An 18,548-nucleotide genomic window follows, 5' to 3' on the forward strand; every position below is an offset into this window, starting at 1 on the left:
ACCAGAAATGACAATTACAGATTTTGCCACTGACACCCAAACAATAAAGTCTGAATATGAATATCTAAGTAACTGCATATGTGTACTATAAAAGCCTAACTACAATTTACTCAACGGACAGCATGTTTTATATTTTACAACGCCGTCCTTCTCACGGATCCAAGTATCAAATTTCCGCTGGTTCTGTTTTAAAACGACCACCCTAACTCCATTAGTATGATTACCGTATGTGTTAGTACCACCTGAAAAGCGGCCATAGCCCAAAGCTATTCCATTATAATCCCCCACAAAGTCATTTACATGGTCGTGCCCTGCAAATACACCCATAACATCACCCTGCAAAAGCATAGCGGCATACATTCCGGTATTCAATTCAGGTGAACATATCTTCTCATCTCGAACTCCCACCGGTTTGATAGTTTCATTCTCCCAGGCAGCCTTATATTCAGGCAAAGGAATATGAAGATAGGCCAGTGCCGGGAGTGGCACATCGTCATTGGACTTAATCCACTTATCACTCATTTTCTGATACCATCTTATCTGATCGAAAGCAAACCATCCATACTTCCCAACTCCTTTTTTCTGTGCATACTCCTGAGAATCCAAACAATATATTAATGCTGCCACCTTAGAATTATTTTTATTCCAAACGGGTAAGACATAATTACCCATACCACTCACCTTTTCTTTTCCACGCTCAGCTATACAGTAAGGTATTTCATCAATGATATCAAAAATTTTCTCTTTGGTAGCCCATCGCTCGGCATCATGATTTCCTAAAACAAAAGTCCATGGTATCTGATGTCTCACAACAGGAGCAGTAACCTTCTCCCAGGCCAGTGACATATCACTGGACATAGCAATATCTCCAGTAAAAACAACTAAATCCGGTTTTTCAACATCAAGCACCTGCTCAATCATTTGAATGGCGAGATCACATTTGGGATTCTCATGATTATAATGGGTATCCGTTATCTGAACTATCTTAAATTTGCCATCCGCATTAAAACAGAGTTGCTTCTTCTGCGCCTGTAATCCTGAAAGAATAATAAAAGTTAATCCGACCAGAAATAAACTCTTCATACTCATCAATTAAAATTTATACACTTCTGATTCAACGTGAGCTTCCTGCATAATCAACTTCATTTTGGTAACTATCTCAGGGTGCTGGTCTGCCACGTTATTTTCTTCGCCCACATCAGTGCTTAAATCGTAAAGTTCAATGGGTGCGTTGGGGTCTTTAGAAACTCCGTATTGAACGGCTTTCCACTTGTCCATGCGCACCGCTTTACGACCGCCCCAAACATGAAACTCCCAGTAGAGGTAGTCATGCTGGGGCTGCTTACCCTTATCCAGTAATGTTGGCACCAAAGAGATACCGTCGATATTCTCTGGTGTGCTGGCATTAGCCAATTCCGTAAAGGTAGGCAGCATATCCCAAAACGCAGATATATGATCCGACTCGCGTCCTTCTTTAATCATGCCGGGCCAGCTAGCAATAAAGGGCACACGAATACCTCCTTCGTATAAATCGCGCTTATAACCTTTCAAGGGGCCGTTACTATTGAAGTAATCAGGCTGCGCACCTCCCTCGAGGTGAGGGCCATTGTCAGAGGTGAAAATAATGAGCGTATTATCGGCAATACCCAATTCTTCTACTTTGGCCACAATATCACCCACCTGTTCGTCCAGAAGATGAATCATGGCAGCAAACGCAGCATGCGATTCGGGCTGAGAGCAATACCCTCCTTTTCGGAAACCCGGTCCGCCATCCGTCCCTTTGTAGCTATGCTCAGGATCAAACTTACCACGATACAATTCCATATATTTCTCGGGTGCCAGCAACTCGGCATGCGGAATAATGGTAGGCACGTAGCAGAAGAATGATTCTTCTTTGTGTTGCTCAATAAAATCCAGTGTACGCTCATGAATCAGTTCAGGCGCATAAACGCCACACTGTTTACCGGCATTGGCCTTCAGAACAAGACTATCCTGATTATCACGTAAAAAATAAGGGTAATAATGATGACCCAACATCTGACAGTTGTAACCAAAAAAAGTGTCAAAACCCTGATTATTAGGATCCCCCTCCGATCCTGGATAACCCAGTCCCCACTTACCAAAGGCACCGGTAGCATAGCCTGCATCTTTCAATAATTCGGCCAGTGTTACTATTTCACCTTTCAAAGGGTGCTGCCCTTCAGGACGACGCTCCTTATTGCCGCGGATATAGGTATGGCCGGTATGCTGTCCAGTCATCAAAGCCGAACGAGAAGGCGCACAAACCGTGCTGCCCGAATAATGCTGGGTAAAACGGATACCCCGCTCGGCGAGCTGATCAATATTGGGCGTTGAAAACTTTGTTTGCCCGTAACAACTCAAATCACCATAGCCAAGATCATCTGCCAGGATGTAAATAATATTAGGCTGTTGCACCTTCTCACTTTTCTCACAACCTGCCATTACTGCCAACAGCATAAGCATGCACAAAAACATTAGTCCCTTAAATTTCATTCTTACTGTCTCAATTAGTTAATATGTTAATACATTTAAAAAACGAATGTAGCTCAACTATTCCATCAAACTGCCATTTGTAGTAGAAAAAACAGGCCACTTTACACAAAGGTAAGGCAGCCTGCTTGGTTTGTCATAAATAATACTATCTTATTTTAAAGACAATTTTATATAGTCGTTCTTCACCATATACCGACTTCACTGTATAAAAAACAGGCTCAGAAAAGTCTGCTGGCGATCCCAGCTCGGGCGAATCCTGCTCAGGACGTACACTCCCACTTCCTACTGAAAGGGTTACCCAGGCATCGGACAGGCTGAAATTAGCCTGCTGTGCCACTTCCGATTTAATGAACACCGAATCGATAATCATATTTGGATCGAGGTAGTCATACTCAGCCATTTCCGACGCGATACTAACTTTACCATGGGTTGTATTGCTAACATCCGGATTATAATAGCCGATATTAATCCCTTCGAGGAAGGTTGATTCTGGTGCAGCCTGTTGCACATCATAATCGTTACAGCCAACCATTAAGATTGACGCACAAAGTAATAAACTATATACTATTTTTTTCATTATTATCAATTTAGATACAAGTCAATAAAAATGTTGATTAGTAATTGTCATTTTGTCCCAACTTGGGCGATAACTTCAACTGTTTGCTAGGTACCGGCCATAAATAGTCACGCTCCGGATTAAAGGCGCGCTCAGTATCCAGCTTTACCACTTTCACCTCACCATTTTCTACATAGCGCATTCCTTTAACATATCCTTTCATAAGATCTTCGGCAACTCGCCATCTTAATATATCGAAATAACGAGTCCCTTCAAATGCTAACTCAATAGTCCGCTCAGTACGAACAGCTTTACGCATAGCATCGCGATCGCCTGTGTTAACACCTGAATCCTGCAAGCGCGGTAATCCGGCACGCATGCGTACCAGATCAATATAGTCGGCAGCCACCTGCTGATCTCCACCTGTCTCAATTATACCCTCAGCAGCCATTAGTAATACATCGGCATAACGAATCAACATTACATCAATACCGCCATCACCCGGGGAGGCATAATCCTGAATATCAAGATACTTTTTAATGTAGAAACCTGTTGGCGTTGACAAGTCAGGTGTTAGCACATCGTCCAGACCACCATTGCCAGGTGTCATATTCAGGAAAGGCTGTGCCTCAGGATAATCTGGATCACCGTGCAAGTTATATAGCGGATCGCCATTAACAAACAATGAAGCTATCATGCGTGGATCTCTATCAACATAAGGGTTAAAAGGATCGAAACCCGAGGCATTGTTAGTGATAGGCAAACCATTAAGCATGGGATACATATCAGCAATTCGCTTTGTGGCAGAATAATAAGGGTTACCATTTTTCAATGACTTTGGTGCTCTATTGCTAAATGAGTTACGATTGTAGGTACCACCTCCAATGTAGGGGCGAACAAGTACTGTTTCATTGCTTCCTTCTCCTGCGTATTTAAACAAGTCTTCATAATTGCTATACAAGCTGTAGATATCTAAATCGATTACTTTTTGGGCAGCCTCGGCCACTACTGAATAATATTTGGCATCGAACTTAGTGGCCATAAGGGCGGCTCTTGCTTTCATGGCATAAGCAGCACCCACAGTTAAACGGCCATAATCGGCATCGCCATACTCATTTTCCAGCTTATCAATGGCTGCATCATAATCGCTAAATACATGCTCCCATACCTGATCAACGGGAGTACGCTCCACATTCATGGCCTCATCGGTTCCCATGCTGTAGTCAATATAAGGCACATCACCAAAGAAAAAGGCCAGGTAGGTATAACAGTAAGCTCTGAAGAAATGAGCTTCGCCCACCATACGATCCAGCATCTTCAACTCGGCTTCATCGGTAGTTTTTTCAATTACGCGATCTACATTCTCAAAAAAGTTATTGGCAGCTCGTACTCCTTTAAATCGGTTTACCCACTGCGCATTAAAAACACCTAGATCCGACTGATGGATACCTCTCTGCATACGCCCATGATCACTGTCGTATCCATAATTATCCACCAGAATATCTGAATATAAGTCATAACCAATTTCATCACCATTCAAAAATGTATACAAGTAATTAACTGCATATTCTGCATCCTGAATAGTCTGCCAGTAATTTTCATTGTTCAATCGATCATTCGGCTCCGTTTCGAGCAGATCAATTTCAAGGCATGAACTTGATAACAATGCGATAGAAAACATTGTCAGCACTATCTTAATTTTATTCATCATCTTCATTTTTTACACGTTCTTAGAAACTAACATTAACACCAAAAGTAATTTGTGAAGTCTGAGGGTAGAATCTCAAACGACCATCATACTCATTAAGTACCTCCGGGTCGAGTCCCCAGTCTTTTGTTTCGGAAATGTACCAAAGATTGGTGGCACTTACATAAACGCGTACTTTGTCCACATTAATTTTTGAAGTATAAACTTTGGGCACTGTATACCCTATCTGCACGTTCTTAAGCTTTAGGTAAGATGCATCTACCACCCACCAGCTACTTGGTTCGGTGTTCTTATTACCTTTCTTGTCCGGCCTTGGGAATCGGGCATCGCGGTTATTAGGAGTCCAGTAATCGGTTGCCATATCTATAGTAAACCCTTCCCAGTTACCGCCTTCTATGAGTGCACCCTGAAGAGCCACAGAAGCATCACTCACGCCCTGAAAGAAGACTGAAGCATCAAAACCTTTCCAGGCACCATTCAGGTTTAAGCCATAGGTAAATCGTGGCAGTATAGTACCCAGGAATGTAGCATCGCCATCCTTAGTAATACGGCCATCACCATTGATATCCTCATACATTAAGTCACCCGGGTAAACACGGTTATCTTTTGGCACCGGCAAATGGGACAACAGCATTCCGTTGGCATCAAAGTCAGACTCCTGATAAGTTCGATTCACCTTATAGCCATAAAGACTGTTAACGGGCCATCCTTCTTTATTTACACGATAGTTTTTCTCTGCACTTGTCTCATAAAAACCTGTACCCACCAAATCTTCAATTTTATTTTTAGTGTCAGTCATATTAAAGGCTACATCCCACTGAAATTGAGATGTATGCTTACTGGATAAATTAAGAGCCAGCTCCCAACCTTTATTGCTCACCTTACCGGCATTCTGGTAATTGGCATTTAAACCAACCACTCCGGGTATTGGCAGACGAAGCAAAATACCTTCGGTTAGCTTATCCCAATAATCAAATCCAAGACTTAGGCGATTCTCCAGAAAACCGGCATCCACACCAATGTTCCACTGTGTAGTGGTCTCCCACTTGAGGTTCTCATTGGGGTCGGTTGACTGATAATAAGCATCAGACAGCTCACCACCGAAAGGATAAGTCCCTTTATTTAAGGTTGGATAGTAAGAATACAAACCTACTGTTTGCGAACCAACCTGACCCCAGCTACCACGCAGCTTCAGGTTATCAACATACGGACGAACGACCTCGTAAAAGTCTTCTTCAGAAACCCTCCATCCGGCACTGAATGAAGGGAAGTAACCATAACGGTTATCCTTGGCAAAACGGCTTGATCCGTCAATACGCATATTGGCTTCAAATAGGTAACGCTCCTTGAAGTTATAGTTTAAACGACCGAAGAAAGAGCGAAGGCTCCAGGTAGAAAATGCACTGTTGTTAGCCTTGGTATCATCATTGGCACCTAAGCCTAAATCACGCAGGTCATTGTTATAAAAATCACGACGACTACCCTCCAGATTATCATAGGTATGCTTGATGTCGTGATGACCGATCATTGCCTTCACGCCATGGTTGGCAAAGGTATTGTCATAGGTCACCAGGTTAATTAATTCCGTCTGGCGTGTCGATGCCTTAAGAATGTAGTAGTAGTTATGCACCGGATCAAAACCTGAAATTTTACGGCCTGTTAAAGGATCCCAGTACTCACCTTTATTGGTAAACTGCTCTCTTGTTAACTCTGTATCTTTATTACTAAGCTGCAAAGAATAGTTTAACTTATCAGTAAACTCATAAGTACCCTTCCAGTTGAATATATATTCAGTCACCTGATCCTCCACAGTACCAGATTTCTCAAGCCACAGCAGTGGGTTCCTGTTTTTATCTCCACCACCATAGGAACCATCAGGAAACTTAGGCACAGCCCATAATGTACCATGTAGCAGGAAGTGCATATTGTCACTTACCGGACGTACATCTTTCTTATCAAGCATTGATGCCTTAAAATTCATCTTTAGCCGGTTAAAATTCCAGTTCACATCCCCACTTACGTTGGTACGCTTAAAATTATACACAGGCATAATACCATCCTGATCGGTATAGTTGGCCGAAAGGCGACCATTTAACCGGGTATCACCACCACTAACCGCCATAGTATGCTTCTGCATAGGAGCATCATCAAACATGGCATCGTACCAGCTATGTACAGTAGGGTAATTGTAAGGATCTTTACCGTGCAAGGCCGAATAGGCACCTATGATGGTATTGATGTCGCCATTATAGGCCGGATCAGTGCTGTCGAACTTACTGTTACGATCCAATATATTTTTAACCGCTGCCTCGCCATCAATACCATTGTTTCCATAGCTTACCAGCTGAAGGTTCAGGTAATCCTCCAAACCCATTGACTTTGGGTGATTACCAATTTTCTGATTAGTATAGGTATAAGTGTAATTCACATTTACTTTGTCACTTACCTTTCCTTTCTTGGTAGTAATCAGAATAACCCCGGCAGCAGCACGTGATCCGTAAATAGCTGTTGAAGCAGCATCTTTCAATACGTTATACGACTCAATGTCAGAAGGATCAATATCGCCTAGACTACGCTCAACACCATCGATCAATACCAAAGGATTATTAGCATTACTCAGGGTTGTAGTACCTCTCACGCGCATTTTCAGGTTTTGATTACCCGGCGCACCACCATAGTCGACAATTGTTAAACCCGGAACTTTACCCTGTAATGACTGAACCGTGTTGGCATTGACACTTTTCTCCACCGCCTCAGCCTTAACAGTACCGACGGCTCCGGTCAGATTAGCCTTCTTCTGGGTTCCATAACCCACTACCACAACCTCATCCAAACCGGTTGTTTCTTCCACCAGGGTAACATTGATAGTACCACGTCCGGCCACTTCAATCTCCTGCCCCTCGAAGCCTATGTACGAATAACTTATTGCAGCATCAGCCGAACTAACTTCAATACTATAATTACCATCAATGCCGGTAATTACTCCGTTGCTTGGGTTCGACTTTTCAAAAACATTTACGCCGGGCAATGGCTCTCCTGTCACATCAATGACCTTACCGGTAACTCTGTGCTCAGCCTGCTGTACATTAGTGAATGACTCGCTTGCCTTTTTTGTTAAAATAATACGCTGATCAATAATGCGAAACTGCACATCGGTATTCGCAAATATATGGTCAAGTATCTTATCCATTGTGTTGTCCCTTACCTCGAGATTGACAACACGCTCCACATCAACCAGGTTATCATTGTATAAAAATGAAAACTCAGTCTTCGCCTCCAGCTCATTTAATACCTGCTTTACCGTTGCTTGTCGTAAGCTTAAACTCACCTTAGTGTTTTGAGAAACCGTGGGGAGTGAATAGATATTTAAAACCCCCAGAAACAATAGAAATACACTTACTTTCATAACGCGACACCATTTAAGGACACTGGAATATTTGTGGATATTCCATGCGTTTACTAACATTTTTTTCATAAACTTGTAATAATTTTGACTTAAAAATTAGAACTCAAGACCATGGGTTCTCATTTTTTAACGGGAAGGTGTTGGCGCACCTTTCCGTTTTTCCTGAACCCCAGCCTCATTACCACTTACTTTTCTTTTAACAATACCTTTTTCACCATACGCTTGTCATTTTTTTCAATTTTAAACTCAATAGGCGAAGTTAAGCGTATAAGTTGTAGCACTTCCTGCAGTGGCTCACCGCTAAACTCACCCGTTATTTTGTATTCTTTAATGGTCTCGCTTTCAATATCAATATCTATTTGATACCACTCTTCTAACCTATGGGCAACTTCGGCAAGGGGCGTGGCATCAAAAATAAGTCGCCCTTCCTTCCAGGCTGTGTAAACAGATACATCCGGTTGATCAATTACCTTTAGTCGATTGGATGCATAGTGATACACGGAGCGCTGATTAGGCTTGAGTGTTTTTAATACATTCACATGTCCATTTTCTTCATGTTCAAGCATTACAGATCCTTCTACCAGTACAGTTTCCACATAGTCCTCATCCTGATTTGCCCTTACATTAAAAGAAGTACCCAACACCCTAATATTCAACCCATGGGTTTTTACGATAAATGGATGATCCGTTTTATGGGTGACTTCAAAAAATCCTTCGCCCACAAGTTTTACACTACGGTGCTCTGAGGAAAACACCACGGGGAAAGTAAGTGTACTGCCCGAAAAAAGATGCGCTACTGAACCATCGGGTAATTGCAATTTAGTGCTACCGCCTGCCACAGCCCTTACCTGCTGCATAGCCACCGTATCCTCCTTAACGGTCGATACTGACAAATCCAACGTTTGATATAGGGCAGCTAAACCTACAGAGATGATAAGTACGGCTGCCACCTGACGGATGATGCGCCAGTAAAGCTTATTAACAGTATGCAACCTCAAACGGCTTTTAGTAGCCTTCAAAGCGGTTTCCAGGGTTTGGTCATCGATGAATGATGCTTGTGCAGCCCTATTCCAAAGCTGCTGATAATGATCGAAATGCCGTTGATTATCTACCGAACTGCTGCGCCATGCTTCCACCTGCTCCTTTTCATCCGGAGTCACTTTATCAGCAAAATATTTTGCCAGCAATTGATCTATTGTATTATCCATTATTTTCGCTCTTCTACTTAACAGACGAAACCTACCCCCACATACCCTATATAAAAAATTAACTTTTTTTTAGTTGGATTGAGGATGATAAATAGATTATAGGTGTATGATACTGACTAACAATAAACTAAGAGATACGCATATTTTTACAAATTCACACTGTAGTACATCTTTTGAAACTGCACGAGCAACGAGTATGCCTTAATGAAATTTGCTTAATAGCTAGACATGCCGCTTCGCGCTTGCAGTCAACAGGCTGGATGGCTTCCTCAGGTTAATGGCGTGTTTGACACAAGAAGATAATTGGCAATTAGGCCTTTACTTAATAAACAACAGAACAAAAAGCGGAAGGTAATCTATCATTTCGCGCCTTAACAACTTTAAAGACCGACCGATTAAGGCTTCCACTGCCTTAACCGATATATTCATGTTAACTGCAATTTCTGAATAGGTCATTCCTTCGAAACGGCTGTACTGAAAAGCCTCCCTACAGCGATCTGGCAACATTGAGATAGCCGTCATCAGTTGCTCTTCAAATTCAAGGGTGATGGCCATATTATCGATAAGGACTTCGCCCTCCGACACTTTTAAGGCATCAATGAGCTTGCTCTCCGAAGCTTCCTTACGCAGAAAATCTAATGCTTTGTTGCGCACCGCGGTTGCCAAGAAGGGATGCAGTTTTTCAATCGTACCCAGGGAGTGACGCTTTTCCCAAAGACTGACAAAGCAATCCTGCACAATACTCTGAGCCCGATCATTATCTTTAATATAAATAACAGCCCGTGCGCATAGCAACTTATAGTACTTTCGAAAAACAGCATCAAAAGCCTTTTCGTTTCCCTGAATAAACTGCTGCATCAGGAACTTTTCGGATATATCATCAGATTCTCTCATAAAACCGGCTACGAAGATAATAACTATCGTGACAAACAGAATAGTTCAATACAAGATGCTACTCTGAACTTACATATCGGATGACTTGACAGTTGTTTGTGAGATTAGGGATCTTATAAGTGTTGCAACATTATAATACCCTTCGCATACATAGGGGCTCCTATGGGTTCTGTTCATTTTTGCAAGGATCGAAGCTTTTGAGATCTAAGAAAGCACTTGCTTCTTAATCGCCTTGCACATTCTTCCCTTTGCCCTTGAAGGCAAGGGGAAGTACGCTGCCATGGCAGTGGGATGGGGATCATTAACACCGGATCGCAGCTAATTCTGTATAATGTAAATCAGATGCGATCCTTAAAATAACGGAACGGCTCCTTATGCAAATCTTGCTTCTAGGGAATCGTTCCTGATATTCAACCCACTCCGGGGTTGGTGAATATTGTAAGATGAACACCACAGGTTGTCACCTGTGGCTATAGATATTTGAACCCTTCGGGTTCTGAATTAAGATCTACTAACGCATACTCAAGATTCTCATTCATTGATATATGAACCGTTCCTTATTCACTTTTAAGTCCTTCGGGGTTTAAGAAAAGCTTTTACTTCATAAGCGCTGTGTGCATTCTTCCCTTTGCCCTTGAAGGCAAGGGGAAGTGCACTGCCATAGGCAGTGGAATGAGGATCATTAAAACCGGATCGCAGCTTAATCTGTGTAATGTAAATCAGATGCGATCCTTAAAGTAACGGAACGGCTCCTTATGCAAATCTTGCTTCTAGGGAATCGTTCCTGATATTCAACCCACTCCGGGGTTGGTGAATATTGTAAGATGAACACCACAGGTTGTCACCTGTGGCTATTGATATTTGAACCCTTCGGGTTCTGAATTAAGATCTACTAACGCATACTCAAGGTTCTCATTCATTGACATATGAACCGTTCCTTATTCACTTTTAAGTCCTTCGGGCTTTAAGAAAAGCGTTTACTTCATAAGCGCCGTGTACATTAGTAGATGCTTGTGAGGTTAGTCATCCGATAAGTGTTACCAAAAAAGGGTGCCCTATGTAGGACACCCTCACTTATTTTCGAACAATTCGCTGTTACAGTTTGATCATCTTTACACGCCCCACCTGGCCAGTCTTCAGCTTACACTCAATACCCTTCAAATGAAATGACACATCTTCTGTTACCTCTTGAACTACGCCATGGGTCAAATGTCCTGAACGCTCATCCTGCTTTTGAAGAATTGCTACTTTTGTTCCCTTCTTAATGTTTTTTCTTTCTCTCCCGTCCATTTTTACTCTATATTCTAAATTTTATTTCTACATCTTCTGTCACACTCCATCATGCGACACCTGACAGCATTCATGTTCCCCTGAAAAAAACCGTCTGGTATATCAACTATTGCCTACTGCATAATAAAAAATGAATTCCTTAAAAAAGGCATCTAAATAAAAAGGATGACTTTCAGCTTACTGAAAATCATCCTTTGTTTTAATCTGAGGTTCCTGGCGGACTCGAACCGCCGTACCTGGTTTTGCAGACCAGTGCCTAGCCACTCGGCCAAGGAACCCTTTGTCTTTCGGCTTGCAAAATAAGCAATAAATATCTTTACTCGCAAATTTTTATTAGCTCTTTTCACTATAAATCTTCAAACATACAGGACACAGGCAGCTGTTGTATTTCGCTGCCAGGCGCTTAAGATTTTCGGGCGAGATAAAAAAATCTTCGCACCAACATTTCTTTTGGGACCGGGCATAGCAGACAAAGCCCTTACCACAGCGCGGGCATGTTTTGGCAATCTCGTCTTTTGCTTCCATCGTTAACGGCTAAAAGTAACACTTACACATTTCATTTGTCCTCCCATCGGAGGGTTCATCTTCGACACCTTCACGGTGGCTTTCAGCAACTGTGGGAAGCGTGCGTAAATACCATCGATAATGCGCTTATTTAGATGTTCCAATAGGTGAGACTTCTGCATGATTTGCTCACGCACGATTTCATACACGCGTACATAATTGAGGGCATCATTAATATCGTCACTATCGGCCGCCTTACTACAGTCAGTCTCCAAAGTTACCTTCACAAGAAAACGATTACCCACTACCTGCTCCTCTTTAAAACAACCGTGATAAGCGTAAAACTCCATTTCTTCCAACTCAATAACACCAATCATTTGCTTTTGCTCCATGCTATTTTATTTTTTTGGCGAAAATAAGCTTTTAAGACCGAATCATCAGATTTTTAAGTCGAAAAACTCTTACTTTTGTAGCTGATGTGCATGCATCAAAATACGTAAATTCGATTAATTACAAAACACGAGCAGATGGAATTGAACGAAACGCCAAAAACGAATTTCATTCACCAGGAGATTGATAATGACTTAAAAGAAAATAAGAACGGAGGCGCTGTTTTAACACGTTTCCCGCCTGAGCCCAACGGCTACTTGCATATTGGGCACGCCAAATCTATCTGCCTGAACTTTGGCCTTGGTAAGCACTATAAAGGCGGTACCAACCTGCGCTTTGACGATACTAATCCCACCAAGGAAGATACCGAATATGTGGAGTCGATCAAGGAAGATGTTAACTGGCTGGGGTTTCAGTGGAACGAAGAGCCCAAGTTTACCTCCGACTATTTTGAGCAGCTCTATCAATGGGCCGTTCTTTTTATCAAAAATGGGAAGGCCTATGTAGACGATCAGAGTGCCGAAGAGATAGCCGCCCAAAAAGGAACACCGACGACACCCGGTCAGGAAAGTCCATACCGCAATCGTAGTATTGAAGAAAATCTGGATTTATTCGAGCGTATGCGCAAAGGTGAATTCCAGAATGGCGAGCGTGTGTTGCGTGCCAAGATAGATATGGCATCGCCCAATATGCACATGCGCGACCCCCTGATGTATCGCATCATACATGCTGATCATCACCGCACAGGCAGCACCTGGTGCATCTACCCCATGTATGATTTTGCACACGGTCAGGGCGATTTTATGGAAGGTATCACCCACTCGATATGTACACTGGAATTTGAAGTTCACCGTCCACTATACAACTGGTTTCTCGATCAGATACTAAGTTTTCAACCCGAACTAAAGGAACAGGCACGCCCCCGTCAGATTGAGTTTGCCCGCCTCAACCTTAACTATACAGTGATGAGCAAACGCAAGCTGCTTCAGCTGGTAAACGAAAATTACGTGGCCGGATGGGACGACCCACGCATGCCTACTATCTCGGGCTATCGCCGCAGAGGTTATACACCGGAGTCCATCCGTAAGTTTGCCGACCAGATTGGTGTGGCCAAGCGCGAGAATGTAATTGATGTGGCGCTCCTGGAGCACTGCATACGCGAAGATTTGAATAAGAAAGCACCACGTGTGTATGCTGTTCTAAATCCGGTAAAAGTCATCATCACCAACTACCCAGAAGGACAGGTGGAATGGATGGAGGCCATCAATAACCCGGAAGATGAAAGCATGGGTGCCCGCAAACTGCCATTTAGTCGCGAGATATACATTGAGCGAGATGATTTCATGGAGAATGCGCCCCGTAAATTCTTCCGCATGGATGTGGGCCGTGAGGTACGCCTAAAAAATGCCTATATCGTGAAGTGCGAAGACATCAAAAAGGATGAGAACGGTGAGATCGCAGAAATCTACTGCACCTACGATCCGGATACTAAGAGTGGCATGGAAGGCAGTAACCGCAAGGTGAAAGGCACGCTGCACTGGGTAAGCATCGAACATGCTAAAACCATTCAGGTGAAGCAATACGATCGCTTGTTTATGGATGAGTCGCCCGACGGACACAAGGACAAGGACTTTCTGGAGTTCCTGAACCCCAACTCTCTGTCGGTGATTAACACCGCCTATATTGAGCCCAACTACAGAGATGCCGGCGCCAAGTTTAACGATGGCATTGAACGCTATCAGTTTCAGCGACTGGGCTATTTCTGTATCGATAAAGATTCTACGGAGGATAATGTGATATTTAACCGTACTGTGACTTTGAAAGACTCCTGGACAAAGAAAAAGAAGTAAAGAGATAGTATTTATATGCGCCATGCTCCGCCACCAAGAGGAAGGAGTTGACGCTAGCTCAGGATAATTGAATCCCTTAAGGACTCAAAAATAATAACATTTTAATAAGCCCCGGATTTGATCCGGGGCTATTTTAGTTAAACCACATTCGTGGTTTATATTACAAATCTGTGGTCGGCTATATTGCTGAATCCCCATCCCACCGCCCGAGGCGGCGTACTTCCCCTTGCCCTTAATAGCAAAGGGAAGAAGAAAAATATGATTCTTTCAGATTGAACAAATATTGACCCATAATAAAAATCCCGCACCTGATTCAGATGCGGGATTTTTTGTATTTATTCAGCGCATGTCTTAGTCAACCAGCACCGACCACTCGCCAACACTGGCGTAGAAGTTCTTATTCACTTCTTCCTTAATGGTTAAACGGAAGAATTTAGCTTTAACGGGCTTTTTGAACTTAGCCGTTTGAACCTTGGCACTGTTCTCAAAACTACCCTTCTCAATCACCGTAATCCAGTTTTTACCATCCAGGCTTAAGTCAAACTGATAAGTGCCGATACGCCCATTTGTGTTTCCTTGACGCGGTACATACTTAATACCACTGCAGTTTAACACCTTGGCCATATCAACTACCACATGATGCGGCATAGCCTCATCGGATTTGGTCCAGTCGCTGTGCCAAAAACTGTTACGATTGTCGTCAATCATGTTTTCAGCCTCGAAATGCGGATGGGCGCTGCTGCGTTCAACTATCGACCAATCATTTTTAAGGATGTCATAGTCGTAATGCACCGGAAAACTATTTCGCATTCCCTTACGTACCGACCATGCCGCTATACTACCACCATATTGCAGGTCGATGGGCTTCGTGTAGGCCTTTTTCTTACCGCCATTCAAGCTGTAGTAAATAGCTGCTTCGCCCTGCGTAGAAAGTGTTACTACCCCTTTATCCGAACGAAGAGCCTTCACGGCAGGAGCAACGCGCAACAAGGGTAACACTTTTTCTGCTGTGGCAGCCGCCTCGTCAAAGATATCCTGCTGCTTCAAATCCACTGGCTTTAATACCATCTTAAAACGATAGGCATTATCCGTCACCACATAATCGGGCAATACACCGGGACCGCAAGTGGCTGTTCCCAGTCCTGCCGACTGGTGATCGAGGTTAAGCGTTATAAAATCAGCCTCATCAAGTTCATTGATATGACGTGCTTTATCGATCGCTGCATCGGCATAAGGATAGGCACTGAAGTTAAAATCTTCGTCAGCAGTAAAGAAGAAACCCTGCCCCTCTACGTTGGTAATGGCTCCCCATTTCACACCACTGCGGTTGGCATTATCCTGTGGCACTACCAGATTAGCATCATACAGTTCTTTGGCACTCGCCTCGTAATATCCCAGCTGTCCGGCTGCATCGCGGTCGGCATAGGTAGCAACCGGCCCCAAACCATACCAGGCAGCCTGATCAACCGCTTTATTCAACAAGGCTTGATAACCCACCTTGGCCAGTGCTTTTACCTTGGCGGGCAACTGCACAAAAGCACTCATTACTACGGTTCCATCGGCATACACATCATACTGCTGTATGGCCTGAATGGTGGTGTTCGTTTCTTTATTTTCTATGGTCAAAGGCAACTCCAGGCGTTTGTGACCCTCATTCACCGTAGTGATTTCGATATCGCCATCCAATCGCTGCGTCAGCTTATTCAATCCGGCTTTCAACCACTCGCGCTGTCCATGATGATCGCGCACATCGTTCTCTGTTGCCGGACGATAAAAATTCAAAGTCGGCCCCTGCTCAATAAGCGAACGACCCCCGAATAAGTAAGTACTGATCACACCACTGGTCTTATCCAGTACAAGGCTGAATGAAGCACCCGACAAGCTGATAGATGCTTTATCCTGCGTAAGTGACAAGATGCCGGGCTCAGCTGACTTAGTTACCTTCGCTGCTTCGACAGGCAATACAAACTGCTCCCACGCCAGTTCATGACCGGCTTTCACCAGACCTTTGCGCTCCTTGCGAACGAATGAGAAGGTAAGTGTATAATTCTGTCCGGCTTTTAAGGCAGGTAGCTTGCCTACATTAAGCGATATCTCCTTTTTTGTCTGAGGCGCCACCTCCACATTCAGGGTCTGATGTGCCACAACACCCTCGGCATTGGCGATGCGCCAGATCATATCAAACTCATTCAGATTGGTAAAGAAATACTTATTCTGAATCTCAAATACATACTGAGTAAGATCTTTGGCAGTAATCGCTACGTTCTGATATACCTTTTTTGTTTCGTACAACTGAGGGTTAGGCTTACGATCGGGGTTCACCAAGCCGTTCAGACAGAAACTGTCATCGCTGGGCATATTAGTACCATAATCGCCACCAAAGGCATAATACATACGGCCATTAGCATCCACTTCGCGTAGTCCCTGATCTACCCAGTCCCAGATACAACCACCCTGAAGCGCCGGATACTGCTCTATGGCAGCCCAGTAATCGGCCAGACCACCACAGCTGTTACCCATGGCATGGGCATATTCACACTGAATGAGCGGACGGTCGGGGTTGCCCTTGGCATAGTCCACCATGTGGGCAATGCTGGCATACATCGGACAATAGATATCGGTATTCTCTTCCAGGCCTGAACGCTCGTACTGCACAGGGCGCGTACTATCCTGCTCTTTCATCCATTTATAAGTGGCCTGAAAGTTAACGCCGTTACCCGCTTCGTTACCCAAAGACCAGGTAACAATACTGGGCTGGTTCTTATCGCGCTCGTACATGCGCACCGTGCGTGCCATGTGTGCCGCTTCCCACTCAGGATCTTTAGCCAGGCTGCGGTCGCCATAGCCCATGCCGTGCGATTCAATGTTCGCCTCGTCAATCACATATAGACCATAACGGTTACAAAGCTCATAAAAACGCTCATCGGTAGGGTAGTGACAGGTGCGCACCGTATTGATATTATTCTCCTTCATCAGGCGGATGTCCAGCAACCTACTGGCCTCATCAATCACATGTCCTTTATCCGGATCATGCTCATGGCGGTTCACTCCTTTCACAAGCACAGGCTGGCCGTTAATCAGGAACTGACCATTCTTCACCTCAGCCGTTCTGAAACCCACATCCTGAGTGAGGCTCTGAACCACCCTACCCTTTTTATTTTTTAAGGTGATAAGGGCGCGGTATAAATTGGGCTGCTCGGCACTCCACTTCAGCGGATTCTCAATGGTTTTTGTTTCGAACGCCACTTTGTTACTTCCTTCGGCTGCCTTGATGCTTTGCTTCATAGTAAGCAACTCTTCCTTACCATCCCAGCTACGAAGCGCCAGCTCCAAAGTGTGAGCCTGCGCCTTAGCCGTGTGGTTAAACACCTCAACGCTCAGATCAAACACACCGTTCTGATACTGCTCATCCAAACCGGCAACAATCTTAAAGTCGCGAATGCGTGTTTTGGGGCGTGCCCACAGGTTAACATCGCGCTCGATACCACTCAGGCGCCAGAAGTCCTGACACTCCAGATAGCTACCATCCGACCAGCGATACACCTCCAGCGCAATAGTGTTTTCACCCGGTTTTACATAATTCGTTAAATTAAACTCAGCCGGCAGTTTGGAGCCCTGGCTATATCCTACTTTCTCGCCATTTACCCATAGGTAAAAAGCCGACTTAACCGCGCCAAAAGTCACAAATATCTCACGTTCGTTCCACGATGCCGGAAGCTCGAAAGTACGCTTGTAAGAACCCACCGGATTATAACCTTCGGGAATCAATGGTGGCTCAGGTCGTTTACGGGCAATGTCCCAAAACGGATAAGTGGTATTTACATAAATGGCCGTATCGAAGCCCGCTACTTCCCAGTTGGCCGGAACCTGAATGTTGTCCCAATCACTTACATCATAGCTTTCTTTGTAGAAATCGGCAGGACGCTGCTCCGGTGTCTTAGCCAGGTTAAACTTCCAGGTTCCATTGAGGCTCTGGCGATAAGCAGAGTTAGCTGCAACGCCATCCCAGGCATCACGCTCCGATTCAAATGGAATAAAATGGGCAGTAGCTGCCTCCTTATTAATCTCAAATACTTTCGGATTTTGCCAATCCGGCAAGGCCTCCTTATCCTGTGCCTGCGCGTTACCTAAAGCCAATGCTCCGGCAAGTGCGGCAGTCAACAAGCGCCTTGTCTTCAACTTGTTTGTCATCTGTTTGTGTTTGTATATGATTATTAGTTGTTAGAAA

Annotated in this window: 12 protein-coding genes and 1 tRNA gene; 1 reads left to right on the top strand and 12 read right to left on the bottom strand. The window is 44.0% G+C overall.

Translation table 11 applies throughout. The annotated features are described in order from the left end of the window. Nucleotides 1-99: 99 nt before the first annotated feature. The 11 genes from ACRD7A_RS08170 to folB all read right to left on the bottom strand — a co-directional run bounded on the left by ACRD7A_RS08170 (nt 100) and on the right by folB (nt 12,472). Entirely contained in the window at nt 100-1,083 is a 984-nt protein-coding gene (locus ACRD7A_RS08170) for a metallophosphoesterase family protein (RefSeq protein WP_430810744.1), read from the bottom strand. A gap of 9 nt (nt 1,084-1,092) precedes the next feature. Further along, entirely contained in the window at nt 1,093-2,514 is a 1,422-nt protein-coding gene (locus tag ACRD7A_RS08175) for an arylsulfatase (RefSeq protein WP_430810743.1), read from the bottom strand. A gap of 145 nt (nt 2,515-2,659) precedes the next feature. Beyond that, nucleotides 2,660-3,091 carry a hypothetical protein gene (locus tag ACRD7A_RS08180; protein ID WP_430810742.1) on the bottom strand — a complete coding sequence of 144 codons (432 nt, stop codon included), beginning with the start codon at nt 3,089-3,091 and terminating at the stop codon, nt 2,660-2,662. A gap of 37 nt (nt 3,092-3,128) precedes the next feature. After that, nucleotides 3,129-4,781 (bottom strand): RagB/SusD family nutrient uptake outer membrane protein, encoded by a 1,653-nt coding sequence (locus tag ACRD7A_RS08185; protein ID WP_430810741.1) that lies wholly within the window; start codon nt 4,779-4,781, stop codon nt 3,129-3,131. Between the two features lie 19 nt (nt 4,782-4,800). Beyond that, nucleotides 4,801-8,184 carry a TonB-dependent receptor gene (locus ACRD7A_RS08190; RefSeq protein ID WP_430810740.1) on the bottom strand — a complete coding sequence of 1,128 codons (3,384 nt, stop codon included), beginning with the start codon at nt 8,182-8,184 and terminating at the stop codon, nt 4,801-4,803. Nucleotides 8,185-8,369: 185 nt separating this feature from the next. Then, nucleotides 8,370-9,392, bottom strand: a complete 1,023-nt coding sequence (locus tag ACRD7A_RS08195) for a FecR family protein (protein ID WP_430810739.1) — start codon at nt 9,390-9,392, stop codon at nt 8,370-8,372. 318 nt (nt 9,393-9,710) lie between these two features. After that, nucleotides 9,711-10,286, bottom strand: coding sequence for an RNA polymerase sigma-70 factor (locus tag ACRD7A_RS08200; RefSeq protein WP_430810738.1), 576 nt, complete (start codon nt 10,284-10,286; stop codon nt 9,711-9,713). A 1,095-nt stretch (nt 10,287-11,381) separates the two neighbouring features. Further along, nucleotides 11,382-11,576, bottom strand: coding sequence for a YwbE family protein (locus ACRD7A_RS08205; protein WP_430810737.1), 195 nt, complete (start codon nt 11,574-11,576; stop codon nt 11,382-11,384). Nucleotides 11,577-11,783: 207 nt separating this feature from the next. Further along, nucleotides 11,784-11,854: transfer RNA gene (locus ACRD7A_RS08210), tRNA-Cys, on the bottom strand. A gap of 55 nt (nt 11,855-11,909) precedes the next feature. Then, entirely contained in the window at nt 11,910-12,101 is a 192-nt protein-coding gene (locus ACRD7A_RS08215) for a cysteine-rich CWC family protein (RefSeq protein WP_430810736.1), read from the bottom strand. Between the two features lie 2 nt (nt 12,102-12,103). Further along, entirely contained in the window at nt 12,104-12,472 is a 369-nt protein-coding gene (folB, locus tag ACRD7A_RS08220; protein WP_430810735.1) for a dihydroneopterin aldolase, read from the bottom strand. Nucleotides 12,473-12,607: 135 nt separating this feature from the next. Here folB and ACRD7A_RS08225 point away from each other — a divergent pair, with 135 nt between their 5' ends. Continuing rightward, nucleotides 12,608-14,320, top strand: a complete 1,713-nt coding sequence (locus tag ACRD7A_RS08225) for a glutamine--tRNA ligase/YqeY domain fusion protein (RefSeq protein WP_430810734.1) — start codon at nt 12,608-12,610, stop codon at nt 14,318-14,320. A gap of 351 nt (nt 14,321-14,671) precedes the next feature. Here the strand turns inward: ACRD7A_RS08225 and ACRD7A_RS08230 are convergent, their stop codons facing one another. Beyond that, a complete protein-coding gene (locus ACRD7A_RS08230; RefSeq protein ID WP_430810733.1) occupies nt 14,672-18,511 on the bottom strand; it encodes a glycoside hydrolase family 2 TIM barrel-domain containing protein in 3,840 nt (1,279 codons plus the stop codon). Nucleotides 18,512-18,548 lie beyond the last annotated feature (37 nt).

The sequence above is a fragment of the Carboxylicivirga longa genome, from assembly GCF_050589825.1.
Lineage (GTDB): Bacteria > Bacteroidota > Bacteroidia > Bacteroidales > Marinilabiliaceae > Carboxylicivirga > Carboxylicivirga longa.

What these genes read in the sequence shown, in the direction of transcription:
- ACRD7A_RS08170 (WP_430810744.1), bottom strand. Translation starts at nt 1,083, where the DNA reads ATGAAGAGTTTATTTCTGGTCGGATTAACTTTTATTATTCTTTCAGGA.
- ACRD7A_RS08175 (WP_430810743.1), bottom strand. Translation starts at nt 2,514, where the DNA reads ATGAAATTTAAGGGACTAATGTTTTTGTGCATGCTTATGCTGTTGGCA.
- ACRD7A_RS08180 (WP_430810742.1), bottom strand. Translation starts at nt 3,091, where the DNA reads ATGAAAAAAATAGTATATAGTTTATTACTTTGTGCGTCAATCTTAATG.
- ACRD7A_RS08185 (WP_430810741.1), bottom strand. Translation starts at nt 4,781, where the DNA reads ATGATGAATAAAATTAAGATAGTGCTGACAATGTTTTCTATCGCATTG.
- ACRD7A_RS08190 (WP_430810740.1), bottom strand. Translation starts at nt 8,184, where the DNA reads ATGAAAGTAAGTGTATTTCTATTGTTTCTGGGGGTTTTAAATATCTAT.
- ACRD7A_RS08195 (WP_430810739.1), bottom strand. Translation starts at nt 9,392, where the DNA reads ATGGATAATACAATAGATCAATTGCTGGCAAAATATTTTGCTGATAAA.
- ACRD7A_RS08200 (WP_430810738.1), bottom strand. Translation starts at nt 10,286, where the DNA reads ATGAGAGAATCTGATGATATATCCGAAAAGTTCCTGATGCAGCAGTTT.
- ACRD7A_RS08205 (WP_430810737.1), bottom strand. Translation starts at nt 11,576, where the DNA reads ATGGACGGGAGAGAAAGAAAAAACATTAAGAAGGGAACAAAAGTAGCA.
- ACRD7A_RS08215 (WP_430810736.1), bottom strand. Translation starts at nt 12,101, where the DNA reads ATGGAAGCAAAAGACGAGATTGCCAAAACATGCCCGCGCTGTGGTAAG.
- folB (WP_430810735.1), bottom strand. Translation starts at nt 12,472, where the DNA reads ATGGAGCAAAAGCAAATGATTGGTGTTATTGAGTTGGAAGAAATGGAG.
- ACRD7A_RS08225 (WP_430810734.1), top strand. Translation starts at nt 12,608, where the DNA reads ATGGAATTGAACGAAACGCCAAAAACGAATTTCATTCACCAGGAGATT.
- ACRD7A_RS08230 (WP_430810733.1), bottom strand. Translation starts at nt 18,511, where the DNA reads ATGACAAACAAGTTGAAGACAAGGCGCTTGTTGACTGCCGCACTTGCC.